General features: G+C 73.7%; 22 protein-coding genes and 1 pseudogene. 15 read left to right on the forward strand and 8 right to left on the reverse strand.

Annotated elements, in window-relative coordinates:
- Positions 1 to 194: 194 nt before the first annotated feature.
- Together ACZ6IM_RS06460 and ACZ6IM_RS06465 are read right to left on the reverse strand one after the other, a co-directional pair.
- Complete coding sequence (locus tag ACZ6IM_RS06460) at positions 195 to 758, reverse strand: MarR family winged helix-turn-helix transcriptional regulator (RefSeq protein WP_052837106.1); 564 nt, start codon at positions 756 to 758, stop codon at positions 195 to 197.
- Positions 755 to 2,443, reverse strand: a complete 1,689-nt coding sequence (locus ACZ6IM_RS06465; protein ID WP_052837105.1) for an FUSC family protein — start codon at positions 2,441 to 2,443, stop codon at positions 755 to 757. The genes ACZ6IM_RS06460 and ACZ6IM_RS06465 overlap by 4 nt, the downstream gene beginning before the upstream one ends.
- Before the next feature lie 200 nt (positions 2,444 to 2,643).
- On the opposite strand from ACZ6IM_RS06465, the gene ACZ6IM_RS06470 reads away from it, so the two are divergent.
- The 5 genes and pseudogenes from ACZ6IM_RS06470 to ACZ6IM_RS06490 all read left to right on the forward strand — a co-directional run bounded on the left by ACZ6IM_RS06470 (position 2,644) and on the right by ACZ6IM_RS06490 (position 6,333).
- The gene (locus ACZ6IM_RS06470) at positions 2,644 to 3,228 is read left to right on the forward strand and encodes a DUF5134 domain-containing protein (RefSeq protein WP_052837104.1); all 585 of its coding nucleotides are present in this window, start codon (positions 2,644 to 2,646) and stop codon (positions 3,226 to 3,228) included.
- Between the two features lie 112 nt (positions 3,229 to 3,340).
- Positions 3,341 to 4,276, forward strand: coding sequence for a M56 family metallopeptidase (locus ACZ6IM_RS06475; RefSeq protein WP_052837103.1), 936 nt, complete (start codon positions 3,341 to 3,343; stop codon positions 4,274 to 4,276).
- Positions 4,277 to 4,333: 57 nt separating this feature from the next.
- Positions 4,334 to 5,005 (forward strand): phosphatase PAP2 family protein, encoded by a 672-nt coding sequence (locus ACZ6IM_RS06480; RefSeq protein WP_052837102.1) that lies wholly within the window; start codon positions 4,334 to 4,336, stop codon positions 5,003 to 5,005.
- Between the two features lie 8 nt (positions 5,006 to 5,013).
- Positions 5,014 to 5,495: pseudogene (locus ACZ6IM_RS06485) on the forward strand (HAD family hydrolase); the annotation flags it as partial.
- A 121-nt stretch (positions 5,496 to 5,616) separates the two neighbouring features.
- Positions 5,617 to 6,333 (forward strand): TetR/AcrR family transcriptional regulator, encoded by a 717-nt coding sequence (locus ACZ6IM_RS06490; RefSeq protein ID WP_052837101.1) that lies wholly within the window; start codon positions 5,617 to 5,619, stop codon positions 6,331 to 6,333.
- Here ACZ6IM_RS06490 and ACZ6IM_RS06495 read toward each other — a convergent pair.
- Entirely contained in the window at positions 6,321 to 7,823 is a 1,503-nt protein-coding gene (locus ACZ6IM_RS06495) for an LVIVD repeat-containing protein (protein ID WP_052837100.1), read from the reverse strand. The genes ACZ6IM_RS06490 and ACZ6IM_RS06495 overlap by 13 nt on opposite strands.
- A 205-nt stretch (positions 7,824 to 8,028) precedes the next feature.
- On the opposite strand from ACZ6IM_RS06495, the gene ACZ6IM_RS06500 reads away from it, so the two are divergent.
- Positions 8,029 to 8,682, forward strand: coding sequence for a DUF305 domain-containing protein (locus ACZ6IM_RS06500; RefSeq protein WP_469554562.1), 654 nt, complete (start codon positions 8,029 to 8,031; stop codon positions 8,680 to 8,682).
- Positions 8,683 to 8,748: 66 nt separating this feature from the next.
- On the opposite strand, the gene ACZ6IM_RS06505 is transcribed toward ACZ6IM_RS06500, so the two are convergent.
- A complete protein-coding gene (locus ACZ6IM_RS06505) occupies positions 8,749 to 9,204 on the reverse strand; it encodes a DUF6214 family protein (RefSeq protein WP_052837098.1) in 456 nt (151 codons plus the stop codon).
- A gap of 188 nt (positions 9,205 to 9,392) precedes the next feature.
- On the reverse strand, positions 9,393 to 9,758 hold the full coding sequence (locus ACZ6IM_RS06510; RefSeq protein ID WP_052837097.1) for a helix-turn-helix domain-containing protein: 366 nt from the start codon (positions 9,756 to 9,758) through the stop codon (positions 9,393 to 9,395).
- A gap of 145 nt (positions 9,759 to 9,903) precedes the next feature.
- Here ACZ6IM_RS06510 and ACZ6IM_RS06515 point away from each other — a divergent pair, with 145 nt between their 5' ends.
- Positions 9,904 to 10,983 (forward strand): NADH:flavin oxidoreductase/NADH oxidase, encoded by a 1,080-nt coding sequence (locus ACZ6IM_RS06515; protein WP_052837096.1) that lies wholly within the window; start codon positions 9,904 to 9,906, stop codon positions 10,981 to 10,983.
- A 198-nt stretch (positions 10,984 to 11,181) separates the two neighbouring features.
- Positions 11,182 to 11,985 carry a pectate lyase gene (locus ACZ6IM_RS06520; RefSeq protein ID WP_052837095.1) on the forward strand — a complete coding sequence of 268 codons (804 nt, stop codon included), beginning with the start codon at positions 11,182 to 11,184 and terminating at the stop codon, positions 11,983 to 11,985.
- Positions 11,986 to 11,989: 4 nt separating this feature from the next.
- Here ACZ6IM_RS06520 and ACZ6IM_RS06525 read toward each other — a convergent pair whose 3' ends face one another.
- Complete coding sequence (locus tag ACZ6IM_RS06525; protein WP_052837094.1) at positions 11,990 to 12,742, reverse strand: PaaX family transcriptional regulator C-terminal domain-containing protein; 753 nt, start codon at positions 12,740 to 12,742, stop codon at positions 11,990 to 11,992.
- A gap of 102 nt (positions 12,743 to 12,844) precedes the next feature.
- Between ACZ6IM_RS06525 and ACZ6IM_RS06530 the strand changes: the two genes are divergently transcribed.
- The 5 genes from ACZ6IM_RS06530 to ACZ6IM_RS06550 all read left to right on the forward strand — a co-directional run bounded on the left by ACZ6IM_RS06530 (position 12,845) and on the right by ACZ6IM_RS06550 (position 18,607).
- Positions 12,845 to 14,548 (forward strand): DNA alkylation response protein, encoded by a 1,704-nt coding sequence (locus tag ACZ6IM_RS06530; RefSeq protein ID WP_052837093.1) that lies wholly within the window; start codon positions 12,845 to 12,847, stop codon positions 14,546 to 14,548.
- 81 nt (positions 14,549 to 14,629) lie between these two features.
- Positions 14,630 to 15,784, forward strand: a complete 1,155-nt coding sequence (locus ACZ6IM_RS06535) for a WD40/YVTN/BNR-like repeat-containing protein (protein WP_469554564.1) — start codon at positions 14,630 to 14,632, stop codon at positions 15,782 to 15,784.
- Positions 15,785 to 15,854: 70 nt separating this feature from the next.
- Positions 15,855 to 16,532, forward strand: a complete 678-nt coding sequence (locus tag ACZ6IM_RS06540) for a uracil-DNA glycosylase (RefSeq protein ID WP_052837092.1) — start codon at positions 15,855 to 15,857, stop codon at positions 16,530 to 16,532.
- The gene (locus ACZ6IM_RS06545) at positions 16,529 to 17,542 is read left to right on the forward strand and encodes an N-acetylglucosamine kinase (RefSeq protein ID WP_052837091.1); all 1,014 of its coding nucleotides are present in this window, start codon (positions 16,529 to 16,531) and stop codon (positions 17,540 to 17,542) included. Before ACZ6IM_RS06540 ends, ACZ6IM_RS06545 begins: the two co-directional genes overlap by 4 nt.
- 138 nt (positions 17,543 to 17,680) lie before the next feature.
- Complete coding sequence (locus tag ACZ6IM_RS06550; protein WP_123621935.1) at positions 17,681 to 18,607, forward strand: sirohydrochlorin chelatase; 927 nt, start codon at positions 17,681 to 17,683, stop codon at positions 18,605 to 18,607.
- A 92-nt stretch (positions 18,608 to 18,699) separates the two neighbouring features.
- Here ACZ6IM_RS06550 and ACZ6IM_RS06555 read toward each other — a convergent pair whose 3' ends face one another.
- Both ACZ6IM_RS06555 and ACZ6IM_RS06560 read right to left on the reverse strand, forming a co-directional pair.
- Positions 18,700 to 19,740: a lactonase family protein gene (locus ACZ6IM_RS06555; protein WP_052837089.1), complete on the reverse strand. Its 1,041-nt coding sequence runs from the start codon at positions 19,738 to 19,740 to the stop codon at positions 18,700 to 18,702.
- Positions 19,741 to 19,876: 136 nt separating this feature from the next.
- On the reverse strand, positions 19,877 to 21,367 hold the full coding sequence (locus ACZ6IM_RS06560; RefSeq protein WP_052837088.1) for an FUSC family protein: 1,491 nt from the start codon (positions 21,365 to 21,367) through the stop codon (positions 19,877 to 19,879).
- 218 nt (positions 21,368 to 21,585) lie between these two features.
- Between ACZ6IM_RS06560 and ACZ6IM_RS06565 the strand changes: the two genes are divergently transcribed.
- Complete coding sequence (locus ACZ6IM_RS06565) at positions 21,586 to 22,062, forward strand: Lrp/AsnC family transcriptional regulator (RefSeq protein WP_052837087.1); 477 nt, start codon at positions 21,586 to 21,588, stop codon at positions 22,060 to 22,062.
- Between the two features lie 29 nt (positions 22,063 to 22,091).
- A complete protein-coding gene (locus ACZ6IM_RS06570) occupies positions 22,092 to 22,787 on the forward strand; it encodes an HAD family hydrolase (RefSeq protein WP_469555248.1) in 696 nt (231 codons plus the stop codon).
- The last annotated feature ends 86 nt before the right edge of the window (positions 22,788 to 22,873 follow it).

Here is a 22,873-nt window from a genome sequence, read left to right on the forward strand (position 1 = left end):
ACTCAGGCCCGCAACGCGCACGAGGCGGCGGCCCTCGTAAGTGACCCAGCGGTCCGCGAGGAGTGCCGCCAGCTCGCTCGGCCGGGGCGCGTCCCCCGCCGGATCGGACGGGCAGGGCCCGCGATCCTTCGCCGACCACCAGACGGCGACAACCACTGCCCCGCCCACGCACGGCCGACCACCCCACGGGGCGCTCAGGCCCGCAAGGCGTCCAGACGGCCCTCCAATTGCCCCAGCAGCCCGCCGAGGAGCGCCGCCAGCTCGCCCTGCCGGGGCCCGTCCACGCCGGACAGCACGGCCGACTCGTAGGCGAGCTGTTCGGGAAGGATGCCGTCGACGAGAGCGCGTCCGGCGTCCGTGAGACGGACGTGGGCGACCCGGCGGTCGCGGGTGTCGCCGCGCCGCTCGACGAGGCCGCGCTCGGTGAGCTGCTTGAGGCGCTTGGTCACGGCGGCACCGGAGGAGAAGGTCTCCCGGGCCAGTTCCCCGGGGGTCAGCTCGTGCCCGGTGCGGCGCAGCGCGCCGAGCAGGTCGAACTCCGCGCGGCTGAGACCGGCTCGGCGCAGCGGGGCGTCCTCGGCCTGCTGGAGGAGGGCGGCACAGCGGTTGATGCGGCCGATGATCTCCATCGGCGCGGTGTCGAGGTCCGGGTGGACGGCGCGCCACTGACGGACGACCGCGGCCACGGTGTCGCCGCCGGGTCCCCTCCCGCCGTCACCGGCTCCCCCGCCGTTCGCTCCCCCGTCGGTTGCGGTCATGGCCGTACGTCCTCCGTTCTCGTGCCCGCGTCCCGGTCCGGACGCACTGCCTGGCGTCGCACCGCCTCGGCGAGCGTACGGTGTCCCGCCCGCTCGGCGAGCACGACCCTCTCCTGGGGAAGCGCGCGCCCCCACCATTCGCCGGCCGCCCCGTCGGCGGTGGCCCGCAGGTCGGTCAGCGCGGCGGCCAGGCCCCGGCGGGCGGCCTCCAGGGGGCCGGGGGCGGGGGCGGGCTCGGCGAGCAGGCGCGCGGCGCGCTCCCGGGCGCGGTCGGCCGCGGTCACCGCCTGTTCGACGCGGTTCCCGGCGCGCCGGTTGGTGACGACGACGGCGGCGAGGAAGCCGACCAGGGCCCCGACGACGGTGTCCACGGCCCGCTCGGTCATCAGGTCGCCCGGGGCCTGGTAGCCGGCGAACTCGGTGACGAGCAGGGCCATCGGGGTCACACAGACGCTGCCGAGCCAGTAGTTGCGGGTGATGAGGGCCTCGGCGCCGAAGTTGAGGGCGAGGCAGCACAGGACGAGCAGCGCCTGCCCGAGGTGCGCGAGCGGGGCTATGGCGGCGAACAGCAGCACCCCCGCGAGGTTGCCGACCACGCGCTGCACGGCCCGGCTCCAGGTCAGGGTCAGGTTGGCCTGGTAGAGCGCGGCGGCGGTGACCAGGGCCCAGTAGGGGCGGCCGATGCCGAGGGCCAGGGAGGCGTACCCGGCCAGCGCGCAGCCGAGGGCGGTGCGCGCGGCGATCGGGGCCAGCGGGCCGAGCCGCTGCCACAGGGGCGCGGGGCGGGCGGCGAGTTCGGCGTCCACGCCGAGGAGTTCGTCCCGGTCCCCCGGGGCGTCGCCGGTGCGGGGGATCCGGCCGCCGCCGCGCAGGGCGTGGGCCCAGGCCCGCAGCCGCTCCGGGTCGGTGTCGGCGGGGGCGGCCAGCGCGACCTCGGCCCGGACGACGAGGCGTTCCAGGGCGTGCCGGGTGGCGGCGCGGGCGCCCGTGGACGGCAGGGCCAGCAGCGTCTGCCAGGCGGCCTGTACGGCGGCGTACCCGGCGGCACGGGCGGGGGCGTGGTCCTCGCCGGTGCGGTGGGAGGCGGCGTACGCGGCGGCGGCGTTCAGGGCCTGGGCGGTGGCCCGGCGTTCCGGGCCGTGCGGGCGGACCGGGGCGGGTGCCATGCCGACGAGCCAGGCCCAGACGCCGGCGGCGGCGGCCAGCGCCAGGTGACCGGGGACCTGGCCGAGGGTCTGCGGGACGAAGAGGGAGGCGGAGCTGATGAAGGTGAGGACCACGTTGCCCGGCGGGCCGACGCGGGTGGCGTCGCACAGGGCCTTCTGCACGGCGGCCAGCAGCGCGCCGACGGTGACGAGGACGACGGCGTTCCGGGTGAGCGAGGCGGTGACCAGGGCGACGGCGACGCCGCCGAGCATGCCGAGCACCACCCACGCCAGGGTGCGGGCGCGGGCGGCGTAGGGGCGGTTGTGGGCGTAGAGCGCGCACAGCGACCCGGCCATCGTGTACATGGCCAGGTCGAGCCGGCCGAGCGCCAGCAGGAGCAGGTTGGGAGGGGCCACGGCGGCGACCGAACTGAGGGCGGGCTTGAACCAGATCTCGGAGGGCCGGCGCAGGCGCAGCACGCCTGCCAGGGACAGACGTCGGACCGGTGAGGTGCCGGAGGTGGGGGTCGCACTGCTCATGGCATTGAGGTTAACAAGTGTTTTACCTGTAAATCAAATGCCGAATGTGTGCCCTTCCCTCTCACCGACCAGCGGCGACTCACCGCGGCGAGGGCGCGCGCTCCCCCGGATACCCCCGCGTACACCCTTGCGCTCGCGTGCGCGCCGCATGGCCCGGGCAGTCCTTGACAGACCGTGGACCGCCGAACGGGGAGGTGCGTGTGCACGGACCGGCGTCGCCCGGATGGCTGCTGGTCGCGCTGTGCGCGGCGACCGGCGCCTACTGCCTGCTGCGGATGCGCAGCAGCGTCGAGGAACAGCGCCGCGCCGCGGGCGGCGAGGCCCTCATGGGGTTCGGCATGGCCGCCATGGCCGTGCCCGCCGCGGTGTTCACCCCGCCGGCCTGGGTCTGGCCCTCCTACGCGGTGGTGTTCGGGGCCGCCGGGCTGCGGGCGTTGTGGGCGGCCAGGTCGGGGCGCCACCATCTGCACCACCTCGTGGGAGCGGCGGCGATGGTCTACATGGCTCTCGTGATGACCGGCGCCCCCGCCCACGCGCACGGGCACGGCACGTCCGGGACACCGGTGCTGACCGGGGCGCTGCTGGCGTACTTCACGGGGTACGTGCTGCTGACCGGCGTACGTCTGATACCCGTCGTGGCGGTGGCCGACGGACGTGCGGTGGCCGACGGACGTGCGGTGCGCGACGGGCGTGCGGTGGCCGGGTGGGGCGACCGGCCGGAGCTGGCTCGGGCCTGCCGGCTCTCCATGGCGATCGGGATGCTGGCCATGCTGCTGCCCCTGTGACATGGGCGGCCCGGGCCCGGCTTGCCCCAGGCCCGCTGGGGACGACCGTTGCCTGCGTCACTTTGCGCCGCGGGCCGTACTGCCGACGGCGCGGCGCTCATAGGCTGCCCCCATGATTCTCCCCGCGGCACTGCTGCTGCTCGGCGCGCTGACCGCCGTGCTCGCCCCCAGGCTGCTCGCCCGGGCCGACTGGCCGGATCGCGAACCGGTGGTCGCCCTGTGGGTCTGGCAGTGCGTGGTGGCGGCGGTGATCGTGTGCTGCGCGCTGTCGATGACGTTGAGCGCGGCGGCGGCCTGGCACGCGGTGGGCGGCCCCGTCTTCGCGACCGCTCCCGGCCCGGTGGTCGAGGCCTACGCCCTGGGCACCTCCGGCCTCTGGGCGGACACGACCGCCGTCACGCTGGCCTGCGCCGGGGTGTGGAGCGCCGTGATGCTGGCCCGGGAGGTCGTACGGGCCCGCGCCCGGCGCCGGCTGCGCCGGGCGGAGCTGCGGCAGCGCGCTCCGCTGCTGCCCGGCGAGGAGCCCGGCCCGGGGCCGCTCGTCGTCCTGGAGGGCGAGCGGCCGGACGCCTGGTGGCTGCCCGGCGCTCCCCCTCAGCTGGTGGTCACCACCGCCGCGCTGCGCCGCCTCGAGGGCCGGCAGCTGGACGCGGTGCTCGCCCATGAGAAGGGACATGCGCAGGCGCGGCACGACTGGCTGCTGCACTGCTCCGCCGCGCTGGCGGACGGTTTTCCGCAGGTTCCGGTCTTCGCCGCGTTCCGCGACGAGATGCACCGGCTGGTCGAACTCGCCGCCGACGACGTGGCATCCCGCCGCTTCGGCCGGCTGACGACCGCCCTGGCCCTGGTCGAACTGAACGAGGACCGCGGGGTCTTCGGCCCGTGCCCGACCGCCCGGGCCGACGTCCCGCAGCGTGTCCACCGGCTGCTCACCCCGCCGAACCGGCTGACGGCGGCCCGAAGGCTGCGGCTGACGGCCGCGGGCGCGCTGGTCCCGGTCGTCCCGGTCCTGCTGGCTTTCGCGCCGGGACTGCGGGCGTTGGGATAGGGCACCTCCCCGCCACGGCGGTGGCCCCGGAGGCACCGGTTCGGCGAGGATCGCAGCATGCAGACGCCGCCGGTCGACTCCCCGCCCGCCCCGCCGCAGCCACGCACCGCCCTCCGCGTCACCTGGGTACTGGCCGTGTGCTCCACGCTCCTGCTCATCCTGGTGGCCGTCGAATGGCCTCCGTTGGTGCGGCTGGACGAGGACATCGCCGGCACGACCCACCGCTGGGCCGTCGAAGAGGGCGGCATCACGCAGGCCATGCGGATCCTCACCGACTGGGTGTGGGACACCTGGACGATGCGCCTGCTGTGCGCGGTGGTGGTGCTGTGGCTGTGGTGGCGCGGAGTGGACCGGTGGACGGCCGTCTGGCTGGGGGCCACCTGTCTGCTGGGCAGCCTGCTGCAACAGGTCCTCAAGGCGGCGGTGGACCGCCCCCGTCCGGTCTGGCCGGACCCCGTGGACTCCGCGCACTACGCCGCGTTCCCCTCGGGCCACGCGATGACCGCGACGTTCGTGTGCGGTCTGCTGGTGTGGCTGCTCCACCACTACGGCGCCGGCCGCGGCCTGCGCCGTACCGGCCTCGCCGTCGCCGTGGTCTGCGTGGCGGGGGTCGGCGTGACCCGGGTGTGGCTCGGCGTGCACTGGGCCACGGACGTCCTCGGCGGCTGGCTCCTGGGCGCCCTGGTCGTGGCGCTCGCGGTGCTGGTGCACCGGCGCCGGCATCCGTGAGCGGCGCGGCGCTCCGCCGGGCCGGGCCCCGCACGCACCGGGCGCCGCCCCCCGCGCGTCCCCCCTGGGATCCCGCCGAGGTGCGGGAGGTCCGCGACGACAGCTCCGCACTGCACCGGGCCGCCTGCACAGGACTGTCGCAGTCGGTGCCGCTGCCTCACCCGGGCCTGCACGACGCGCTGTACGAGCGGCACATGTCACCGAGCGCCTGGAGCCCGTACGCGGACGCCGCCGAGGTGCTGAGCACGTTGCGCGGGCGCGGGATCGCCGTGGGGGTGGTCAGCGACATCGGCTGGGACCTGCGTCCCGTGTTCCGCGCGCACGGCCTCGACCGGTACGTGGACACGTACGTCCTGTCGTACGAGCACGGCATCCGCAAGCCCGATCCCCGGCTGTTCCGCATCGCCTGCGCACGCTGGGCGTGGAGCCCGGCCGGGCTGCGGCCGGTGCTGGACCTCGTCCCGTAGCCCGGGGCAACCACCGGGTGGACCCGTCCGTCTCGGACGATCCCCCGTGTCGCCCGAGACAGACGGTAGCCGGAACGGTCCTTAAGGGCCGTCCGCCTGCGCCGAGTATAGTTGGCTGGCAGCCAGTCAACGCAGGAGTACAGCATGTCCCCGCGCAGCGCCTCGGTCAATGAAGAATTGCGGCGGCGCTCGAAGGAGCGTCTCCTGCAGGCCGCCGTGGAGCTGGTGGGCGAGCGCGGGTACGAGGCGACCACGCTGGGCGACATCGCGGACCGTGCGGGCTCGGCGCGGGGGCTGGTCTCCTACTACTTCCCCGGCAAGCGCCAGCTGGTGCAGTCCGCCGTGCACCGGTTGATGCACCGCACCCTGGAGGAGGCCCTGGAGCGCGAGCCGCGCACCGGCGAGGGGCGCGAGCGGCTGGCCCGGGCCATCGACGCGATCCTGGGGCTCGCCCGGGACCGGCCGGTGCTCATGCGCCAGCACATGGCGGGCCTGCTCCAGGCGGAGGTGGGCTTCGTGCCGTGCCCGGAACAGCGGCGGCTGGCGGAGCTGCTGAGGGACACGGTGGCCCGGCACGGCTCGCGGGACGTCGACCGCGACTACCCGATGCTGCGCGCACAGCTGATGGGCGCCGTCTTCGCGGCCCTCGTACCCGGGGTGCCGATGCCGGTGCCGGTGCTGCGCGCCGAGTTGTTCGAGCGCTACCGGCTGGACTGGAAGCTGGGTGTCCCGCCGGACGCCGAGGCGTCCGGCGGGACGACGTGCGACCCGGACCTGTCACGGTTCTTCGCGACCGGCGTACTCGACCGGCCGGACCGGGTGGAGCGGGACGGGACGGACCCGGCCGCTCAGTCGAAGTAGTCCGGCTGCGTCTGCGTGTTGAGCTCCCGCAGGTGGACCCGCTCGGCCGGGTCGGTGCGCCGGTCGCTGAGCCTGAGGACGTCGAAGCCCTTGGCGATGTCGTTCGAGTAGATGTAGCCGTTGTAGTAGTACGCCGACCACGAACCGCCGGTGGTCATCGAGTCGGTGGTCAGCGGACCCCGCTCGAAGTAGGCGATCTCCTTGGGCCGCGAGGAGTCGGTGAACTCCCAGACGGAGATTCCGCCCTGGTACCAGGCCTGGACCATGATGTCCTTGCCCTTGACCGGGATCAGCGAGCCGTTGTGGGCCACGCAGTTCTCGGTGTCCGCCTGGTGGCGGGGGATCTTGAAGTAGCTGCGGAAGACCAGCTTGCGGGCGTCGCCCCTGCCGACGATGTCGTAGATGCCGTCGGCGCCGCGGTTCGGGCCGATCTCCGCGTTGCAGGTGGCGGCGCCGCCGCCGCCCAGCTCGTCGGTGAACACGACCTTGTTCGCCTTCTGGTTGAAGGTCGCCGAGTGCCAGAACGCGAAGTTCACGTTGTCCTGGACGCGGTCGATGACCTTCGGCCGTTCGGGGTCCTTGATGGAGAACAGGATGCCGTCGCCCATGCAGGCGCCCGCCGCCAGGTCCTCGGAGGGCAGGACGGTGATGTCGTGGCAGCCGGTGGTCTTGGAGACGCCCGGGTTGGTGGGCCCGCCCGGGTTGCCGCCGCCGTCGGGGCCCTCACCGGGGAACAGCACGGGGAAGCCCACGAGGGCCGCCCGCTCGGGTGCCTTGCGCGGCACCTTGATCACGGAGATCCCGTCGTGCGGCGGCTGGCAGTCGGGGTAGGCCGCGTTGGGCGAGTAGGAGGAGACGTAGATGTAGACGTTCTTGCGCTCGGGCACCAGCGTGTGGGTGTGCGAACCGCAGGCGGTCTCGACGGCGGCGACGTACTTCGGGTTCCGCTTGTCGCTGATGTCGAAGACCTTCATGCCCTCCCAGGAGGACTTCTCGGTCGCGGGCTGGGTGGTGCTGTTGCAACTGCTGTCACTGCGCGAGGAGTCGGTCGACAGGAACAGCAGGTCCCCGGAGACGGAGATGTCGTTCTGCGAGCCGGGACACAGCACCTGGGCGACGGTCCTGGGCTTCTTCGGGTTCTTGATGTCGAAGATGCGGAAGCCGTCGTAGTTGCCGGCGAAGGCGTACTGGCCCTGGAAGGCCAGGTCCGAGTTGGTGCCGGGCAGCGCGTCCTTGGGGATGTTGGTCAGGTGCTCGATGTTGTCCGAGTGGACGATCTCGTCCTGGCCGGGTATGTCGCCACTCTCGATGGCGTCGCGCACCTCGGCGCGCGCGCTCTTGGACACCTCCTTCGACGTGGCCGGACTGTCCCCGGGGTCGGGGGTCGCCACGGCAGGGCCGGCGGTGAGCAGCGCGGACAGGAGTCCGGCGGCGGCAGCCGCGACTCCCAGACGTCTGCGCCGCGTTCGCGGGTCGCTCAACAGGGTCACTGTTCCTCCCAACGTCCGTTCCCGTCGGAACGGTTCACGCACCCCGCAGTATCGTCTTCGCCATGCACATACCAACAGGGGGCAACAAACTCGCAATGAAGTTTTTTGATCAATGACCCGCGGAAGCGTGCTAGGACGGTCACGCACCCCCCAAGGTGTTCCGCATCCCTCCCTCAGAGGGGCACCCCAGCCACAGGAGGTCGTTGTGTCCTTTCGCCCCGCGATGTCCAGCGCGTCACTCGTCACGGCCGCGCTGACCGCACTGGCCGTGCTCGGGCTGGGGGCCTGCGACTCGGGCTCGGACACCGGTTCGGCGGCCGCCGGGCCCTCGGTGATCGCGCCGGGCAAACCGGGCGAGGGCAACCGCACCCTGTCCGCCGAGGACGCCGGGAAACAGCGCGCGGACGACGACTCCCCCAACTCGGCGGACGTCTCCTACGCGCGGATGATGATCCAGCACCACGCCCAGGCGCTGAAGATGACCGAACTGGCGCCCAAGCAGGCCGAGTCCGGCCAGGTCAAGAAACTGGCGGAGCGGATCTCGGCCGCGCAGGGGCCGGAGATCAAGGCGATGGAGGGCTGGCTGGAGACCCACGGCGAGAAGGTGACGGGCGGCGGGCACGATCACGCCGCGATGCCGGGCATGGCCACCGAGGCACAGCTGAACAAGCTCCGCGCGGCCGAGGGCAAGGCCTTCGACCAGCTCTTCCTGACCCTGATGATCACCCACCACGAGGGTGCGATCAGTATGGCCACGGACGTGAAGTCCGAGGGCAACAATGTCCTGATCGAGGAGATGGCGGACGACGTGGTCGCCCAGCAGACGAGCGAGATCTCGCGGATGCGCGCGATGCTGTGACGACACGGCGCTCCGGCGGCGGAACGTGCCATCGAGCGGCCGGCGTGACGGGCTCTCGGGTGGGCCTCAGCGGCGCGCGCGACGCGGCGTCAGGAACCCCTCGTCGCGGGCCTGGCCGATCAGCCTGAGCGACCTGCGCCTGCTGTGCCCGGTCGCGCGCATCACCGCGAGGACCGGATCGCCGCCCTCCTCCCGGGCCGTCCGGTACTCCTGGGCGACGAGCCTGCGTCCCTCCCGCCCGCGCGGCCACGCCGGCCGGGCCCGCCGCGCCGCGGCCGGCGCCCGACGGGCGGGGTCCGGGACGCAGGCCTCGAACAGAGGGCTCTCCAGCCACTCCGCGAGCACGGCCAGGTCGTCGAGGGACAGCGGCGGCTGGGCCCGTACGTCCTCGACCCGCACGTCCTCGCCGGACAGCACGGCGAGCGCGTCCACCCGGGCACCGTCGGCGAAGGCCAGCCGGACGTCGAACCACGAGGTCGTGGTGGAGCCCTCGCTCACCACCCAGGCCCGTCGCACGGACATCTCACCGTCGTCCGGACAGCGGTCGGAAAGCTGAAGAGAACGATCAACGAAGGATGCTTCGAGCACATACGCAACGTAACCGAATGATCACATTCCATACGAACGGAACACGCTTCGTTCACCGAGGGCGGCACCCTGTCAGCGGAGCACACCGCACCCCCGGAGGGCGTGCCGACCCCCGCCGGGAGTCAGTCGCCCTCGACGACGACGGCGGCCTGGCGGGCGGCCGCGGCCAGCAGCGCGTCGAGCAGCCCGGGGAAGAGACTGTCCAGGTCGTCCCTGCGCAGGCCGTTCATCTTGGCCGTGCCCCGGTAGGTCTGCCGGATCACCCCGCTCTCGCGCAGCACCCGGAAGTGGTACGTGGTGGTGGACTTGGTGACCGGCAGGTCGAAGTGCGAGCAGGAGAAGAGCGCGCCGCTGTCGGCGGCGAGGTCCCGCACGATCCGCAGCCGTACCGGATCGGAGAGCGCGTGCAGCACTCCCTCCAGCCGGATCTCACCCCGCGTCGGATGCGGCAGCTCGCGGGTGCCGGCGGCAGTGGCGGCGGGGGTCACGGCGACTCCAGTTCGTCCAGGGGTCCCACCGGTCAGGAGGGGAGCTCCCTATTGTACGAAGGACGCCGTAGTTTGACACTTGACGTACTACGAGAGTTACCGTACGAGCCGTCCCCGATCCGTCGCGACCCAGGAGCAGCCCGCCATGAGCTCCCTCTTCGAGCCCCTCCGCCTGCGTGACACCACGATCCCGAACCGGATCTGGATGTCGCCGATGTGCCAGTACTCCGCCGCGCCGGAAGGCCCGTCGGCGGGCGTGCCCGGCGACTGGCACTTCGCGCACTACGGCGCCCGTGCGGTGGGCGGCACCGGCCTGATCGTCGTGGAGGCCACCGGCGTGTCGCCCGAGGGCCGCATCTCCCCGCAGGACCTGGGACTGTGGAACGACACACAGGTCGAGGCCTTCCGCCGGATCACGGGCTTCCTGCGCTCCCAGGGCACGGTTCCCGGCGTCCAGCTGGCGCACGCCGGCCGCAAGGCCTCCACCGCGCAGCCCTGGAAGGGCGGGGCGCCGGTCGGAGCGGACGCGTACGGCTGGCAGCCGCTGGCCCCGAGCGCGCTCCCGTTCGACCAGCGGCACCCGGTGCCGACCGAGCTGACGGTCCCGCAGATCCAGGAGATCGTCGGCCGGTTCGCGGACGCCGCACGCCGGGCGCTGGCCGCCGGGTTCGAGACCGCCGAGATCCACGGCGCCCACGGCTACCTGATCCACGAGTTCCTGTCGCCGCACTCCAACCGCCGCACCGACGCCTACGGCGGCTCGTACGAGAACCGCACCCGGTTCGCCCTGGAGGTCGTCGACGCGGTACGCGAGGTCTGGCCCGACGACAAGCCGCTGTTCTTCCGCGTCTCGGCGACCGACTGGTTGGACGAGGGCGGCTGGACGCCGGACGACACCGTCCGCTTCGCCCGCGACCTTCAGGCCCACGGCATCGACCTCCTCGACGTGTCCACCGGCGGCAACGTCCCGCGCGTCCGGATCCCGACCGGGCCCGGCTACCAGGTGCCGTTCGCCGCACGGGTGAAGTCCGCGACCACGCTGCCGGTCGCCGCCGTCGGCCTGATCACCGACGCCGGGCAGGCAGAGAAGATCCTGGCCAACGGCGAGGCCGACGCGGTGCTGCTGGGGCGCGAGCTGCTGCGCAACCCGTCCTGGGCCCAGCACGCGGCACGGGAGCTCGGCGTGGACGCCCGGATGCCGGACCAGTACGGCTGGGGCATGTGAGCCGGGGTTTCGTCGGAAGCGTTGACTAGAAAGCGCTTGCCCTCTACGGTCCCGTTCATCAGCATGACCGTCGCGGACGTGCGGGGCCGGACATTCCCCACCAGCACGCCCTGACGTCCGTGACAGCGGCCATGATGAAGTTCATCGTTCACGTACATGTTCCGTTCCACCCCCACTCCCTCTGGAAGGGATCAGAACATGACCGTTGCGAAACCCCTTCGCGCACCACGGCGGGCGGCGGCCGGAGCGCTCGCCGCCTTCGGGCTGTCGGCTGGCATGCTCATGACCTCCGGGGCCTCCTCGGCGCACGCCGCCACCTGGCCGACCCCCAACGGCAGCCAGGGCGTCTCCTCCACCATCTCGGTGTCCGGCACCAAGGACTACGGGATGAAGCGCCTGTACGGCACCGGCGACCTGGGCTCCGGCGGCCAGGACGAGGACCAGGGCCCGATCCTGGAACTCGCCCCCGGCGCCGTCCTCAAGAACGTGATCATCGGCGCCCCCGCCGCGGACGGCGTCCACTGCAAGGGCAGTTGCACGCTCCAGAACGTCTGGTGGGAGGACGTCGGCGAGGACGCGGCGACCTTCCGTGGCTCCTCGTCGTCGAACGTCTACACGGTCTCGGGCGGCGGCGCCAAGGAGGCCAGCGACAAGGTGTTCCAGTTCAACGGGGCCGGCACCCTGAACGTCTCCGGCTTCGCCGTCAAGAACTTCGGCACCTTCGTCCGCTCCTGCGGCAACTGTTCGACGCAGTACAAGCGGACGATCAACCTCAGCGGGCTCGAGGTGAACTGGAAGGGCGGCAGGATCGCCGGGATCAACACCAACTACGGCGACAGCGCGACCCTGCGCAACATCACGATCGTCGGGGACAGCGGCAAGAAGATCGTCCCGTGCCAGAAGTACATCGGCAACGACGACGGCGACGAGCCGGACTCGAACGGCTCGGGCGCCGACGGCACGTACTGCAAGTACTCCTCGTCCGACATCACCTACAAGTGACGCGTCAGGTCCGGGCGCCGTGCGCCCGGACCTGTCCGGACTGCTCCCGCTGGTAGCGCGCGTAGGCGTCCCGCAGGGCAGTCCCCGGCCATTCGGGCGGGAGCAGCTCCGCGGGCAGCACCGGGTCGGCGAGCAGGTGCCGCACGACGGCCGCGAAGGCGGTGAGGCGGTCGGCCGGACGCCGGGCCCGGTCGACATGGGCGAGCAGCGCCCGTGCCGTGTCCGCCCAGTCGCCCAGCGGCCACAGGCGCGCGGCCAGTTCACCGGCCGGGGCCTCGGGACGTGAGACGAGCCGCTCGGCCACCCCGGCGAGCCCCGCGGGCAGCGGGCGGTCGAGGTTGGCGGGACGCAGCCAGACGCCCTCGCGGAGTTCGGCCAGACGCAGCGCTCTCAGCCCGGTCCGCAGCTCGGCGCGGGCGGCGGGACCTCGCCCGGTCGCGGTGATCACGAGCGTCTCCCAGTCGCCGTCCCACGCGCGCGTGTGCGGGCGCAGTGCCTCGTCCTGGCGTCGCTGGCGCTCCAGCAGCCGCTCGCTGAGCCGGTAGCCGGTGCCCGTGCGGCGCAGGTCCCCGGCGGCGGCCATCCGGCTCAGCGCCGCGCGCGCGGTGGATGCGCCGACGTCGAACTTCTCCACGAGCCGCACCAGGTCCCGCGCCGGCAGTTCCGGAGGGTGCGTGCCGAGCAGCAGGCTGAGCATCACCGACCGCGCGGACAGCGGACGCAGGGTGAGCCCGCCGGCGGCCCCGGAACCGCTCATCCGCGCGGGCACGTGTCGTTCGTCCACATGAGCACGTACTGTACGTGCGCCCCCGGTGTTGCACTATTGCTGCGACCGCAGCGGGAATGCAACACTCGCCTCATGACGACACTCGCACAGGAACCGCCGTACGAGTCCTACGAGCCGTCCGAGGAGCCCTGGGGCCGCCCGGAGGGCTACGCGACGCACGACGTCACCAACCAGCCTCCTCCCCTGGCCCCCTACGACGCGTCGGACGACACGGTCCTGCTGGAGGGCGTGCGGCGGGAGGGCGCCGGGTGGGCCGAGGACGGCCTGCGGCGGCTGGGCCGCCGGGCGGGCAGCGTCGAGGCGCAGGACTGGGGCGACCTCGCGAACCGGCACGAGCCCGTGCTGCGCACGCACGACCGGTACGGCAACCGGGTCGACGAGGTCGAGTACCACCCGAGCTGGCACCACCTGATGCGGGTGGCGGTCGGCGAGGGCCTGGCCGGCGCGCCGTGGGCCGACGACCGGGCGGGCGCCCACGTCGCGCGGACCGCCGGCGGCCTCGTCTGGGGTCACACGGAGGCGGGGCACGGGTGTCCGACCTCGATGACGTACGCGGCCGTCCCGGCCCTGCGCGCCCAGCCGGACCTGGCCGAGGTCTACGAGCCGCTGCTGACCTCGCGGGAGTACGAACCGGGGCTGCGGACGCCCACCGGCAAGCGCGGCCTGCTGGCCGGCATGGGGATGACCGAGAAGCAGGGCGGCTCGGACGTCCGCACGAACACCACGACGGCCGCTCCGACCGCCGAGCCCGGCGTCTACACGCTGCGCGGCCACAAGTGGTTCACGTCGGCGCCGATGTGCGACGTGTTCCTGGTGCTGGCGCAGGCTCCCGGGGGCCTGTCGTGCTTCCTGGTGCCGCGCGTGCTGCCCGACGGCAGCCGCAACACGTTCCGCGTCCAGCGTCTGAAGGACAAGCTCGGCAACCGGTCCAACGCCTCCTCGGAGCCCGAGTTCGACGGGACGGTGGCCTGGCTGGTCGGGCCCGAGGGGCAGGGCGTCAAGACGATCATCGAGATGGTCAACTGCACCCGGCTGGACTGCGTGATGGCCTCGGCGACGCTGATGCGCAAGACCCTCGTCGAGGCCGGTCACCACGTACGGCACCGCAGCGCGTTCGGCGCCCGGCTGGTGGACCAGCCGCTGATGCGCAACGTCCTGGCCGACCTCGCGCTGGAGTCCGAGGCCGCGACCACCCTCACCCTGCGCCTCGCCGGCGCGGCCGACCGTGCCGTGCGCGGCGACGCCGGGGAGGCGGCGTTCCGGCGGATCGCCACCGCCGCAGGCAAGTACTGGGTGACCAAGCGGGGGCCGGCGTTCACCGCGGAGGCCCTGGAGTGCCTGGGCGGCAACGGCTACGTGGAGGAGTCGGGCATGCCGCGCCACTACCGCGAGGCGCCGCTGCTGTCGATCTGGGAGGGCTCGGGAAACGTCAACGCCCTCGACGTGCTGCGGGCCCTCGGCCGCTCCCCCGCCTGCGCACACGCCCTCTTCGAGGAACTGGCCCTGGCGCGCGGGGCGGACGCCCGGCTGGACGCCGCGGTGGCCCGGCTCCGGGCGGGGCTCGGCGAGGCGTCCGAGACCGGTGCCCGCCGCCTGGTGGAGCTGATGGCCCTCACCCTCCAGGCCTCCCTGCTGGTGCGGCACGCCCCGCCGGCCGTCGCGGACGCCTTCTGCGCCACCCGGCTCGGCGGTGACTGGGGGCACGCCTTCGGCACCCTGCCGGACACGGCCGACCTCGGCGGGATCCTGGCGCGGGCGCTGCCGGGCGGGAGCTGAGCGCTCGGCGCGAAGGCACCCCCAGCGGACCCGACGCCACCGTCTGACCTGCGGCGGCATCCTTTGCAGGGGTGACTGTCAGTGGCTCGGTGCAGACTGGCCCGTGTCCGAGACAAAGGCGTCGACGAGGACGCCGCGGAGGTGATCGGCATGACCGAGGTACTGCTCGCCGTGGGCACCCGCAAGGGCCTGTTCATCGGGCGCCGGCGGGTTGACAGCTGGGAGTTCGACGAGAGTCCCTACTTCAACGCACAGGCCGTCTACTCGGTCGCCCTCGACACCCGCGGCGACACCCCGCGGCTGCTGGCCGGCGGTGACAGCGCGCACTGGGGGCCGTCGGTGTTCCACTCCGACGACCTGGGCCGGACCTGGACCGAACCGGCCGCGCCCGCCGTCAAGTTCCCCAAGGAGACCGGCGCCTCCCTGGAGCGGGTGTGGCAGCTGCACCCGGCGGCCGCCGAGCCGGACGTGGTGTACGCGGGCACGGAACCGGCGGCGCTGTACCGCTCGGAGGACCGCGGTGAGAGCTTCGAACTGGTCCGCCCGCTGTGGGAGCACCCCACGCGCTCGAAGTGGGTGCCGGGCGGTGGCGGTGAGGGGCTGCACACCGTCCTCACCGACCGGCGCGACCCCCGGTCGGTGACGGTCGCCGTGTCGACCGCGGGCGTGTTCCGCACCACCGACGGCGGCGCGAGCTGGACACCGTCGAACTCGGGCGTCTCCGCCGTCTTCCTGCCGGACCCCGACCCGGAGTTCGGCCAGTGCGTGCACAAGGTCGCGCGGGACGCTGCCAACCCGGACCGCCTGTACCTCCAGAATCACTGGGGGGTGTACCGCAGCGACGACGCCGGAGCGCACTGGACGGACATCGGCGAGGGCCTGCCCTCCACGTTCGGTTTCGCGGTGGCCGCCCATCCGCACCGCGGCGACACCGCGTACGTCTTCCCGATCAACGCCGACGCCGACCGGGTCCCCGCCGACCACAGGTGCCGGGTCTTCCGCACCTCGGACGCGGGCAAGAGCTGGGAGCCGCTCTCGGCGGGCCTGCCCCAGGAGGACCACTACGGCACGGTGCTGCGCGACGCGCTGTCCACGGACGACGCGGACCGGGCGGGCGTGTACTTCGGCAACCGCAACGGCGAGGTGTTCGCGTCGGCCGACGACGGCGACAGCTGGCGGCAGTTGGCCTCCCACCTGCCGGACGTGCTGTGCGTGCGGGCCGCGGTCGTCGGATGAACCGGAACGGGGGGACCGGTCTCGGCCACCGGTTGATCGGCGTCGCCCGTACGGCAGTAGGGTGACGCCCGTGGCACCACGACCCTTGAACGAAATCGTCGAAGCGGGATGGGCGAAGGCCCTGGAACCCGTCGCCGGGCGGATCACCGCGATGGGCGAGTTCCTGCGCGCGGAGATCGCCGCCGGACGCACCTACCTCCCGGCCGGGGCGAACGTCCTGCGGGCCTTCCAGCAGCCCTTCGACGACGTACGGGTCCTGATCGTCGGGCAGGACCCCTATCCCACTCCGGGGCACGCCGTCGGACTGTCGTTCTCCGTCGCGCCCGAGGTACGCCCCTTGCCCGGCAGCCTCGTCAACATCTTCCGGGAGCTGAACACCGACCTGAATCTCCCGCAGCCCTCCAACGGGGATCTGACGCCCTGGACACAGCAGGGCGTGCTGCTGCTCAACAGGGCGCTCACCACGGCCCCGCGCAAGCCCGCGGCCCACCGCGGCAAGGGCTGGGAGGAGGTCACCGAGCAGGCGATACGGGCGCTCGCGGCGCGCGGCAAGCCGATGGTGTCCATCCTCTGGGGCCGTGACGCGCGCAATCTGCGGCCGTTGCTCGGCGACCTGCCGGCCGTGGAGTCCGCGCACCCGTCCCCGATGTCCGCCGACCGGGGCTTCTTCGGTTCCCGTCCGTTCAGCCGGGCCAACGACCTGCTGATGCGCCTGGGAGGTCAGCCGGTCGACTGGCGCCTGCCGTGAGCGCCGGCTTCCTGGCCGTGGACTCGGGCGGCTCGGGGCTGCGCGTCGTCGTCGGCGCCGTCGACGCAGGCGGAGGCGGCGGAGCCGGAGGCAGCGGAGGCGGACACGGCGCGCTCGGTCGGCGGGTCTCGGGGGAGCCCGTTCGCACCGGTGCGCGCGGGATCGACCCCGGGCACCTCATGGGGCAACTGCTGCCCATGGCCAGGGCGTTGGCCGCCGAGACCGGCGTCACCCGGCTGGGCACCGTCGTACTCGGGGCCGCCGGGCTGGCCACGCTGGGCGACGCGCTGCGCGCCGAACTGCCGGGCGCGCTGGCCCGGGAGCTGGGCGTGCGGACGGTCGCCCTGGCCGCCGACGCCGTGACCGCGTACGTGGGCGCGCTGGGTCCGCGGGCCGGGACGGTGGTGGCCGCGGGCACCGGCCTGATCGCCGTCGGCACCGACCTGTCCCGCTGGCGCCGGGCGGACGGCTGGGGGCATCTGCTGGGCGACTGCGGCGGCGGCGCCTGGATCGGGCGGGCGGGCCTCGAGGCGGCGCTGCGCGCCCATGACGGGCGGGAGGGCGGCTCCGCACCGCTGCTGGCCCGCGCCGAGGAGCGTTTCGGCCCGGCGGCGGGACTGCCCGGGCAGGTGTACCCGCGCTCCGACCGTCCGGCCGCCCTGGCCTCCTTCGCGCCCGAGGTGGCGGCGTGCGCGGCCGCCGGCGACCCCGTCGCGGCGGAGATCCTGCGGGCCGCCGCCCGGCACATGGCCGACTCCGCCGCCGCGGTCTGTCCGGCCGGCGGCGAACCCCTCGTCGCGGTCACCGGCGGGCTGCGGCGGCTCGGCGATCCGCTCCTCGCGCCGCTGGCGAAGGAGCTGGCGAAGCGGCTGCCGCAGGCCCGGTGGACGACCGCGGAGGGTGATCCGCTGGACGGCGCGGTCCGGATCGCGACCGACCTGGCGGCCGGCTCACTCACCCTTCCGGACGACGACAGGATGTTGTGGGTGACGGCCGTGCCGGGCGGCTGAGAAGTGGTCGGCCGACGAGGTGAATCGTGCCGATGTCGGCCGATCCGTACATCACTCATCAGACAAAACCGGACGGATACCGCTCACCCGCACCCTCCCCGAACAGGGAAACCCCGGAAACCAGTAACATGCGGCGCCATGAGCTCCCCCACTGGGCCCGCGTCCGGCCTGCCAGTACGAATGCCGCGCCCCCGCCAGCCCGGACGGCACCGCCGTCCCGAACCCCTGGTGGCTCCCGAGGGCGCGCCGGCGCTCGTCCTCGCGGTGCCGGGGACGCCCAGTAGCGCCACCCGGAGCCTCGCCGACGAGGTCATCAGCATCGCCCGTTCCGAGCTGCCCGGGCTCGACGCCCGGATCGGCCACCTCGACGGGGACGACGACGCCGAGTTCCCCTCGCTGACCAGCGTGCTCGTCCGGGCCGCCGAGGAGCGCGCCGCCCGCTTCGAGCAGGCGCGCGCCGCGGGACTGGACGTGAAGGAGCCCGAGGGCCCCGTCGCGGTCGTCGTGCCGCTGCTCGCGGGGCCGGACAACGCGCTGCTGCGCCGGATCCGGCAGGCGGTGATGGACAGCAAGATCGCGGCCGAGCTGACCGATGTGCTCGGTCCGCACCCGCTGCTGGCCGAGGCCCTGCACGTGCGGCTCTCCGAGGCCGGTCTCGCCCGTGCCGACCGCGCCCGTCTGTTCACCGTGGCGACCGCCGCGGACGGCATCATCCTGGCCTCCGTGGGCGGTGACGAGGCCGTCCAGGCGGCCGGGATCACCGGCATGCTGCTGGCCGCGCGTCTCGCCGTGCCGGTGATAGCGGCGGCGCTGGACGAGGAGGGCTCGATCGCGTCCGTGGCCGAGCAGCTGCGTTCCTCGGGCTCCCAGCAGTTGGCGCTCGCGCCGTATCTGATCGGCCCGGAGATCGAGGCTTCCGTGCTGGAGGAGGCGGCCAAGGAGGCGGGCTGCTCCACCGCCGAGCCGCTCGGCCCGTACCCGGCGATCGGCAAGCTGGCGCTGGCCAAGTACACGACGGCGCTCGGGATCTCGCCGCAGCAGGCGCAGGGGGCGCCGGTTCGGTAGGCACGCGTGCGCTCGCGCGTTCAGGCGTAGGTGAAGGGGCCCGCTCCGGGACGGGAGCGGGCCCCTTCACGCACGGTCGGCCGGCAGCGGCGTTACGCGGGGGCGAGGATGACGCAGGAGGCTGCCGGGACCGCGAGGGAGCCGGTGCGGCGGGGGATGCCGGTGGCGGGGTCCAGGGCGAACCAGGTCACGTCTCCGGAGCGTTCGTTGGCCGCGTACAGGAAGCCGTCCGACACGGTGATGTCGCGGGGCCAGTGTCCGCCGCAGGGCACGGTGGCGGACAGCCGCAGCCCGTCGGGCTCCACGACGAGCACGGACAGCACGTCCTCCCCGCGGGTGGCGGTCCACACGAAGCGGCCGTCGGGCGAGACGGCGATCCCGGAGGGGTAGGCGTCGCCCGCCGGGGCTCCCGGCAGGACCGGCACCTCGGTGAGGGGCTTGAGCGCGCCGTCGGCGGCGTCCCAGTGGCAGACGGTGACGGTGGGTGCCAGTTCGTTGAGGACGTAGGCGTGGGAGCCGTCCGGGTGGAAGGCCAGGTGCCGCGGTCCCGACCCCGGCCGCAGGGCGATCTCCCGGTGCACCACGGGGGCGCCGTCCGCGAGGGTGCAGACCCGTACGGAGTCGGTGCCGAGGTCCACGCTGACGGCCCACCGCCCGCCGGGATCGGGCCGCACCTGGTGGGCGTGCGGTCCCTGCTGCCGCTGTGCGTGCGGGCCGGAGCCGGTGTGCCGCAGGACGCCGGACGCGGAGCGGGCGAGGGTGCCGTCGGGGCGGACCGGTACGGCGGTGACGGTGCCGGAGCCGTAGTTGGCGGTCAGCACGTGCCCGGCGTACAGGCTGAGGTGGGTCGGTCCGTCACCCTCGACGGGCACCGGCCGCCCGGCGGGCTCGGGCCTGTCCCCGCTCACCCGGTAGGCGGCCACGGCTCCCTCGGCTGTCTCGCTGACGGCGTAAAGGGTGTCCCCGTCGGGCGCCAGGGCCAGGTAGGAGGGGTCGGCCGGCCCGTCCGTGCCGCTCACGACCGTGAGGGCGCCGCTGTCGGGGGCGACGGTCGCCGTCAGGATCCCGGGGCCGCCGGCCGCCGTGAACGACCCGATGTATGCCCGCCGCTGCCGCCTGCCGCCGTCCGTCACCGCTGCCCCTCTCGTCCCGCTTCGTCCTGCGCCGCGTGGAGGGCCGACCCTGATCGTCCGCCCCGGAGCGACGGTAGCAGTCGATCACGTGCGGTCTAGACCAAACGGGTGTCGCAGGGGCGCCGGGCGGGACGGGTCAGGCGTCGGCCAGCCGCGAACCGGAACGGCCACGCAGGGGCGCGGCGAGTTCGGCGAGGGCGTGTTCCAGGTCGTGCAGGTGGGCCAGCGCGGGTTCGGCGGCGCGAGGCCCGCCCGCGCGAGCCGGGACGGCTCCCCCGCCGGTGAGCGCCTCGACCGCGGCCTCGACGCGCCAGCAGGCGGCGGCCAACCGTGCGTCGTGCGAGGCTTCGGGGTCGGCGGCGACGGCGACCAGGCCGCGGATCTCCCGGGCGCAGTCGTCGAGCAGGTCGAGGACGCGGCGGGCCCGCCGCCTGCGGCCGTGCATCGGGCTCAGCGGGTGCACGAGCGGGGCGACCGAGAGGCGTACCCGGCCCAGCAGCTGCTCCAGTTCCGCCACGCGCGGCGCCGGGTCGGCGCCCTCGGTTCCGGCGAGGCGGGCGGCGGCTTCCGCCGTGCACGCGTGCACGCACCGCAGGGCGCGCTGGATCCAGACGTCGGTGACGGCGTGCGTGGTGACGGGCAGGACCAAGAGCACCGCGAGCGCGGCGCCGAGCGCGCCCACGCCGGTCTCGGCGATCCGCAGGGCGAGCAGACCGGGACTGAGGACGCCCAGGAGGCCGTAGAGCAGCTCGGCGAGCAGGGTCACGCAGAGCATCATCCAGGTGTAGGAGACCGCGGCGGTGTAGAAGATGCCGAAGACGCAGGCTGCGGCCAGCACGGCGGTGGGGACCGGGGACCCGGCCACCGGTACGGCGATCAGGAAGCCCAGGCCGATGCCGACGACCGTCCCGAGGACCCGGCGGAAGCCGCGCACCAGCGTCTCGCCGCGCGAGGTGGTGTTGACGAACACCCACCAGGTCGCGCCGACGGCCCAGTACCAGCGGTCGCCGGACACCAGCTGTCCCACGACCAGGGCGAAACCGGCGCCCGCGGTGGCCTGCACGGCCTGCCGGGTGGTGATGCGGGCCAGCCCGGTGCCTGGCGGCGGCGCGGGAACGGCGGGCGCGGGACGGCGGCGCTCGTAGCACCACAGGCCGAACCGCACCGCCGCGGCGGCGGCCACGGACAGCAGGACGGCGGCGAACATCTCGGGCAGCCGGTCCGTGGTCGCGTGCAGGAACTGGGCGATGAAGAAGGTCATGAAGGCGAAGACGCCGAGGCTGTGCCCGCGCGGGCCCCAGCGGCGCGCGTACACGCCCGCGCCGACGACGGCGAGGAAGGTGAGGTCGCGGGCCACCGGGAGGTCGTGCAGCGCGGCGGCGGCGGTCAGCACGGGCAGCCCGGTGACCGGCAGCAGCGCGGTGGTGACGGCCTGGCCGCGCACGGTGGCGTCGGTGACGGTGAAGAGCGCGAGCAGGGCGGCGAGACCGCCGGTGATCGCGCCGACCAGGGAGGTCCCGGCCAGAGCGCACACCACGACGGCCAGCCCGATGCCGAGGACGGCCCGGGCGGCGAACCGCAGCCGGGACCGTCCCGGGTCCGGGCTCACGAACACCTTCTTCAGCACTGACTACCGCCCCCTCGCTCGCTCTCGCCGACCGGCCATGAAGTCACCGCACGCAAAAGGCGCCGCGGGGTCCGCAGCGCCATCGACACCCCTATGGGAGCATCTTCGCCACCACTGGCTCAACAGGCTGCTGGCAGAGTGAGCCATTGGTACAGTGATCGCCGGATGCCTGCGGCCATCGGAGGGCCAATGGCCGACGAGAGGGGGCCGCACCCGCCATGGCCGTCGACGAGCTGGACACCCGCATCCTGCGGCTGCTGCTGGAGCAGCCGCGCACCAGCGTGCGGGAGTACGCCCGCCTCCTCGGGATCGCCCGGGGCACCCTCCAGGCCCGGCTGGACCGTATGGAGCGGGACGGTGTGATCACCGGTGCCGCTCCGTCCCTCTCCCCCGCCGCGCTGGGTCACCCGGTACTCGCGTTCGTGCACATCGAGGTCACCCAGGGCCGTCTGGACGAGGTGGGCGAGGCGCTGGCGGCGGTGCCGGAGATCGTCGAGGCCTTCTCCATCACGGGCGGCGGGGACCTGCTGACCCGCGTCGTGGCCCGCGACAACGCGCACCTGGAGGACGTGGTGCAGAAGCTGATCAGCCTGCCCGGTGTGGTGCGCACCCGCAGCGAGGTGGCGTTGCGCGAGCGGGTGCCGCACCGGCTGCTCCCGCTCGTGGAGTCGATCGGGCGCTCGGCCCGCAGATGATCCTTGGCATCCTGGACGCCATGAGCACCATGGGCACGCTTGACGGCATCTCGGTCATCTTCGACCTCGACGGAACCCTCGTGGACAGCGAGCCGAACTACTACGAAGCGGGCCGGCGCACCCTCGCCGAGTACGGCGTCACGGACTTCACCTGGGCCGACCACGAGGCGTACGTGGGCATCAGCACCCGGGAGACGGTCGCCGACTGGAAGCGGCGGTACGGGCTGCGGGCCACGGTCGAGGAACTGCTCGCCGTCAAGAACCGCCACTACCTGGGGCTCGCCCGCGGCTCGGCCCGCGCGTACCCCGAGATGCGCAAGTTCGTCGAACTGCTGGCGGGCGAGGGCGTACCGATGGCGGTGGCCTCGGGTTCGTCGCCCGAGGCGATCGCGGCGATCCTGGCCCGCACCGGCCTGGACGCGCACCTGGGCACGGTCGTCTCGGCCGACGAGGTGGCGCGGGGCAAGCCCGCCCCCGACGTCTTCCTGGAGGCGGCCCGCAGGCTGGGCGCGGAACCGGCCCGCTGCGTGGTCCTGGAGGACGCCGCTCCCGGTGCCGCCGCCGCGTACGCCGCCGGAATGCGGTGCATCGCGATCCCGTACGTCGCGGCCCAGGCCGACGCCCCGGAGTTCGCCACCGCGGGGCTGCTGGTGCGCGGGGGCCAGGAGGAGTTCACCGCGCGGGCGGCGCACGACTGGCTCGCGCGGACGGCGCGCGTCTCCTGAGGTGAGACGGAGCGCGCCTCGGGTCGCGAGGTTTTGCCCGAGGCGGTGATCAGATCGCCTTCCGTATCCGTACCCCCTGGTGTCCG

The sequence above is a fragment of the Streptomyces sp. NPDC042336 genome, assembly GCF_055581985.1.

Bases quoted from the DNA above. Each gene is read 5' to 3' on its own strand.
- ACZ6IM_RS06460 (WP_052837106.1), bottom strand. From the start codon at position 758: ATGACCGCAACCGACGGGGGAGCGAACGGCGGGGGAGCCGGTGACGGC.
- ACZ6IM_RS06465 (WP_052837105.1), bottom strand. From the start codon at position 2,443: ATGAGCAGTGCGACCCCCACCTCCGGCACCTCACCGGTCCGACGTCTG.
- ACZ6IM_RS06475 (WP_052837103.1), top strand. From the start codon at position 3,341: ATGATTCTCCCCGCGGCACTGCTGCTGCTCGGCGCGCTGACCGCCGTG.
- ACZ6IM_RS06480 (WP_052837102.1), top strand. From the start codon at position 4,334: ATGCAGACGCCGCCGGTCGACTCCCCGCCCGCCCCGCCGCAGCCACGC.
- ACZ6IM_RS06490 (WP_052837101.1), top strand. From the start codon at position 5,617: ATGTCCCCGCGCAGCGCCTCGGTCAATGAAGAATTGCGGCGGCGCTCG.
- ACZ6IM_RS06505 (WP_052837098.1), bottom strand. From the start codon at position 9,204: ATGTCCGTGCGACGGGCCTGGGTGGTGAGCGAGGGCTCCACCACGACC.
- ACZ6IM_RS06515 (WP_052837096.1), top strand. From the start codon at position 9,904: ATGAGCTCCCTCTTCGAGCCCCTCCGCCTGCGTGACACCACGATCCCG.
- ACZ6IM_RS06520 (WP_052837095.1), top strand. From the start codon at position 11,182: ATGACCGTTGCGAAACCCCTTCGCGCACCACGGCGGGCGGCGGCCGGA.
- ACZ6IM_RS06525 (WP_052837094.1), bottom strand. From the start codon at position 12,742: ATGAGCGGTTCCGGGGCCGCCGGCGGGCTCACCCTGCGTCCGCTGTCC.
- ACZ6IM_RS06530 (WP_052837093.1), top strand. From the start codon at position 12,845: ATGACGACACTCGCACAGGAACCGCCGTACGAGTCCTACGAGCCGTCC.
- ACZ6IM_RS06550 (WP_123621935.1), top strand. From the start codon at position 17,681: ATGAGCTCCCCCACTGGGCCCGCGTCCGGCCTGCCAGTACGAATGCCG.
- ACZ6IM_RS06565 (WP_052837087.1), top strand. From the start codon at position 21,586: ATGGCCGTCGACGAGCTGGACACCCGCATCCTGCGGCTGCTGCTGGAG.
- ACZ6IM_RS06570 (WP_469555248.1), top strand. From the start codon at position 22,092: ATGGGCACGCTTGACGGCATCTCGGTCATCTTCGACCTCGACGGAACC.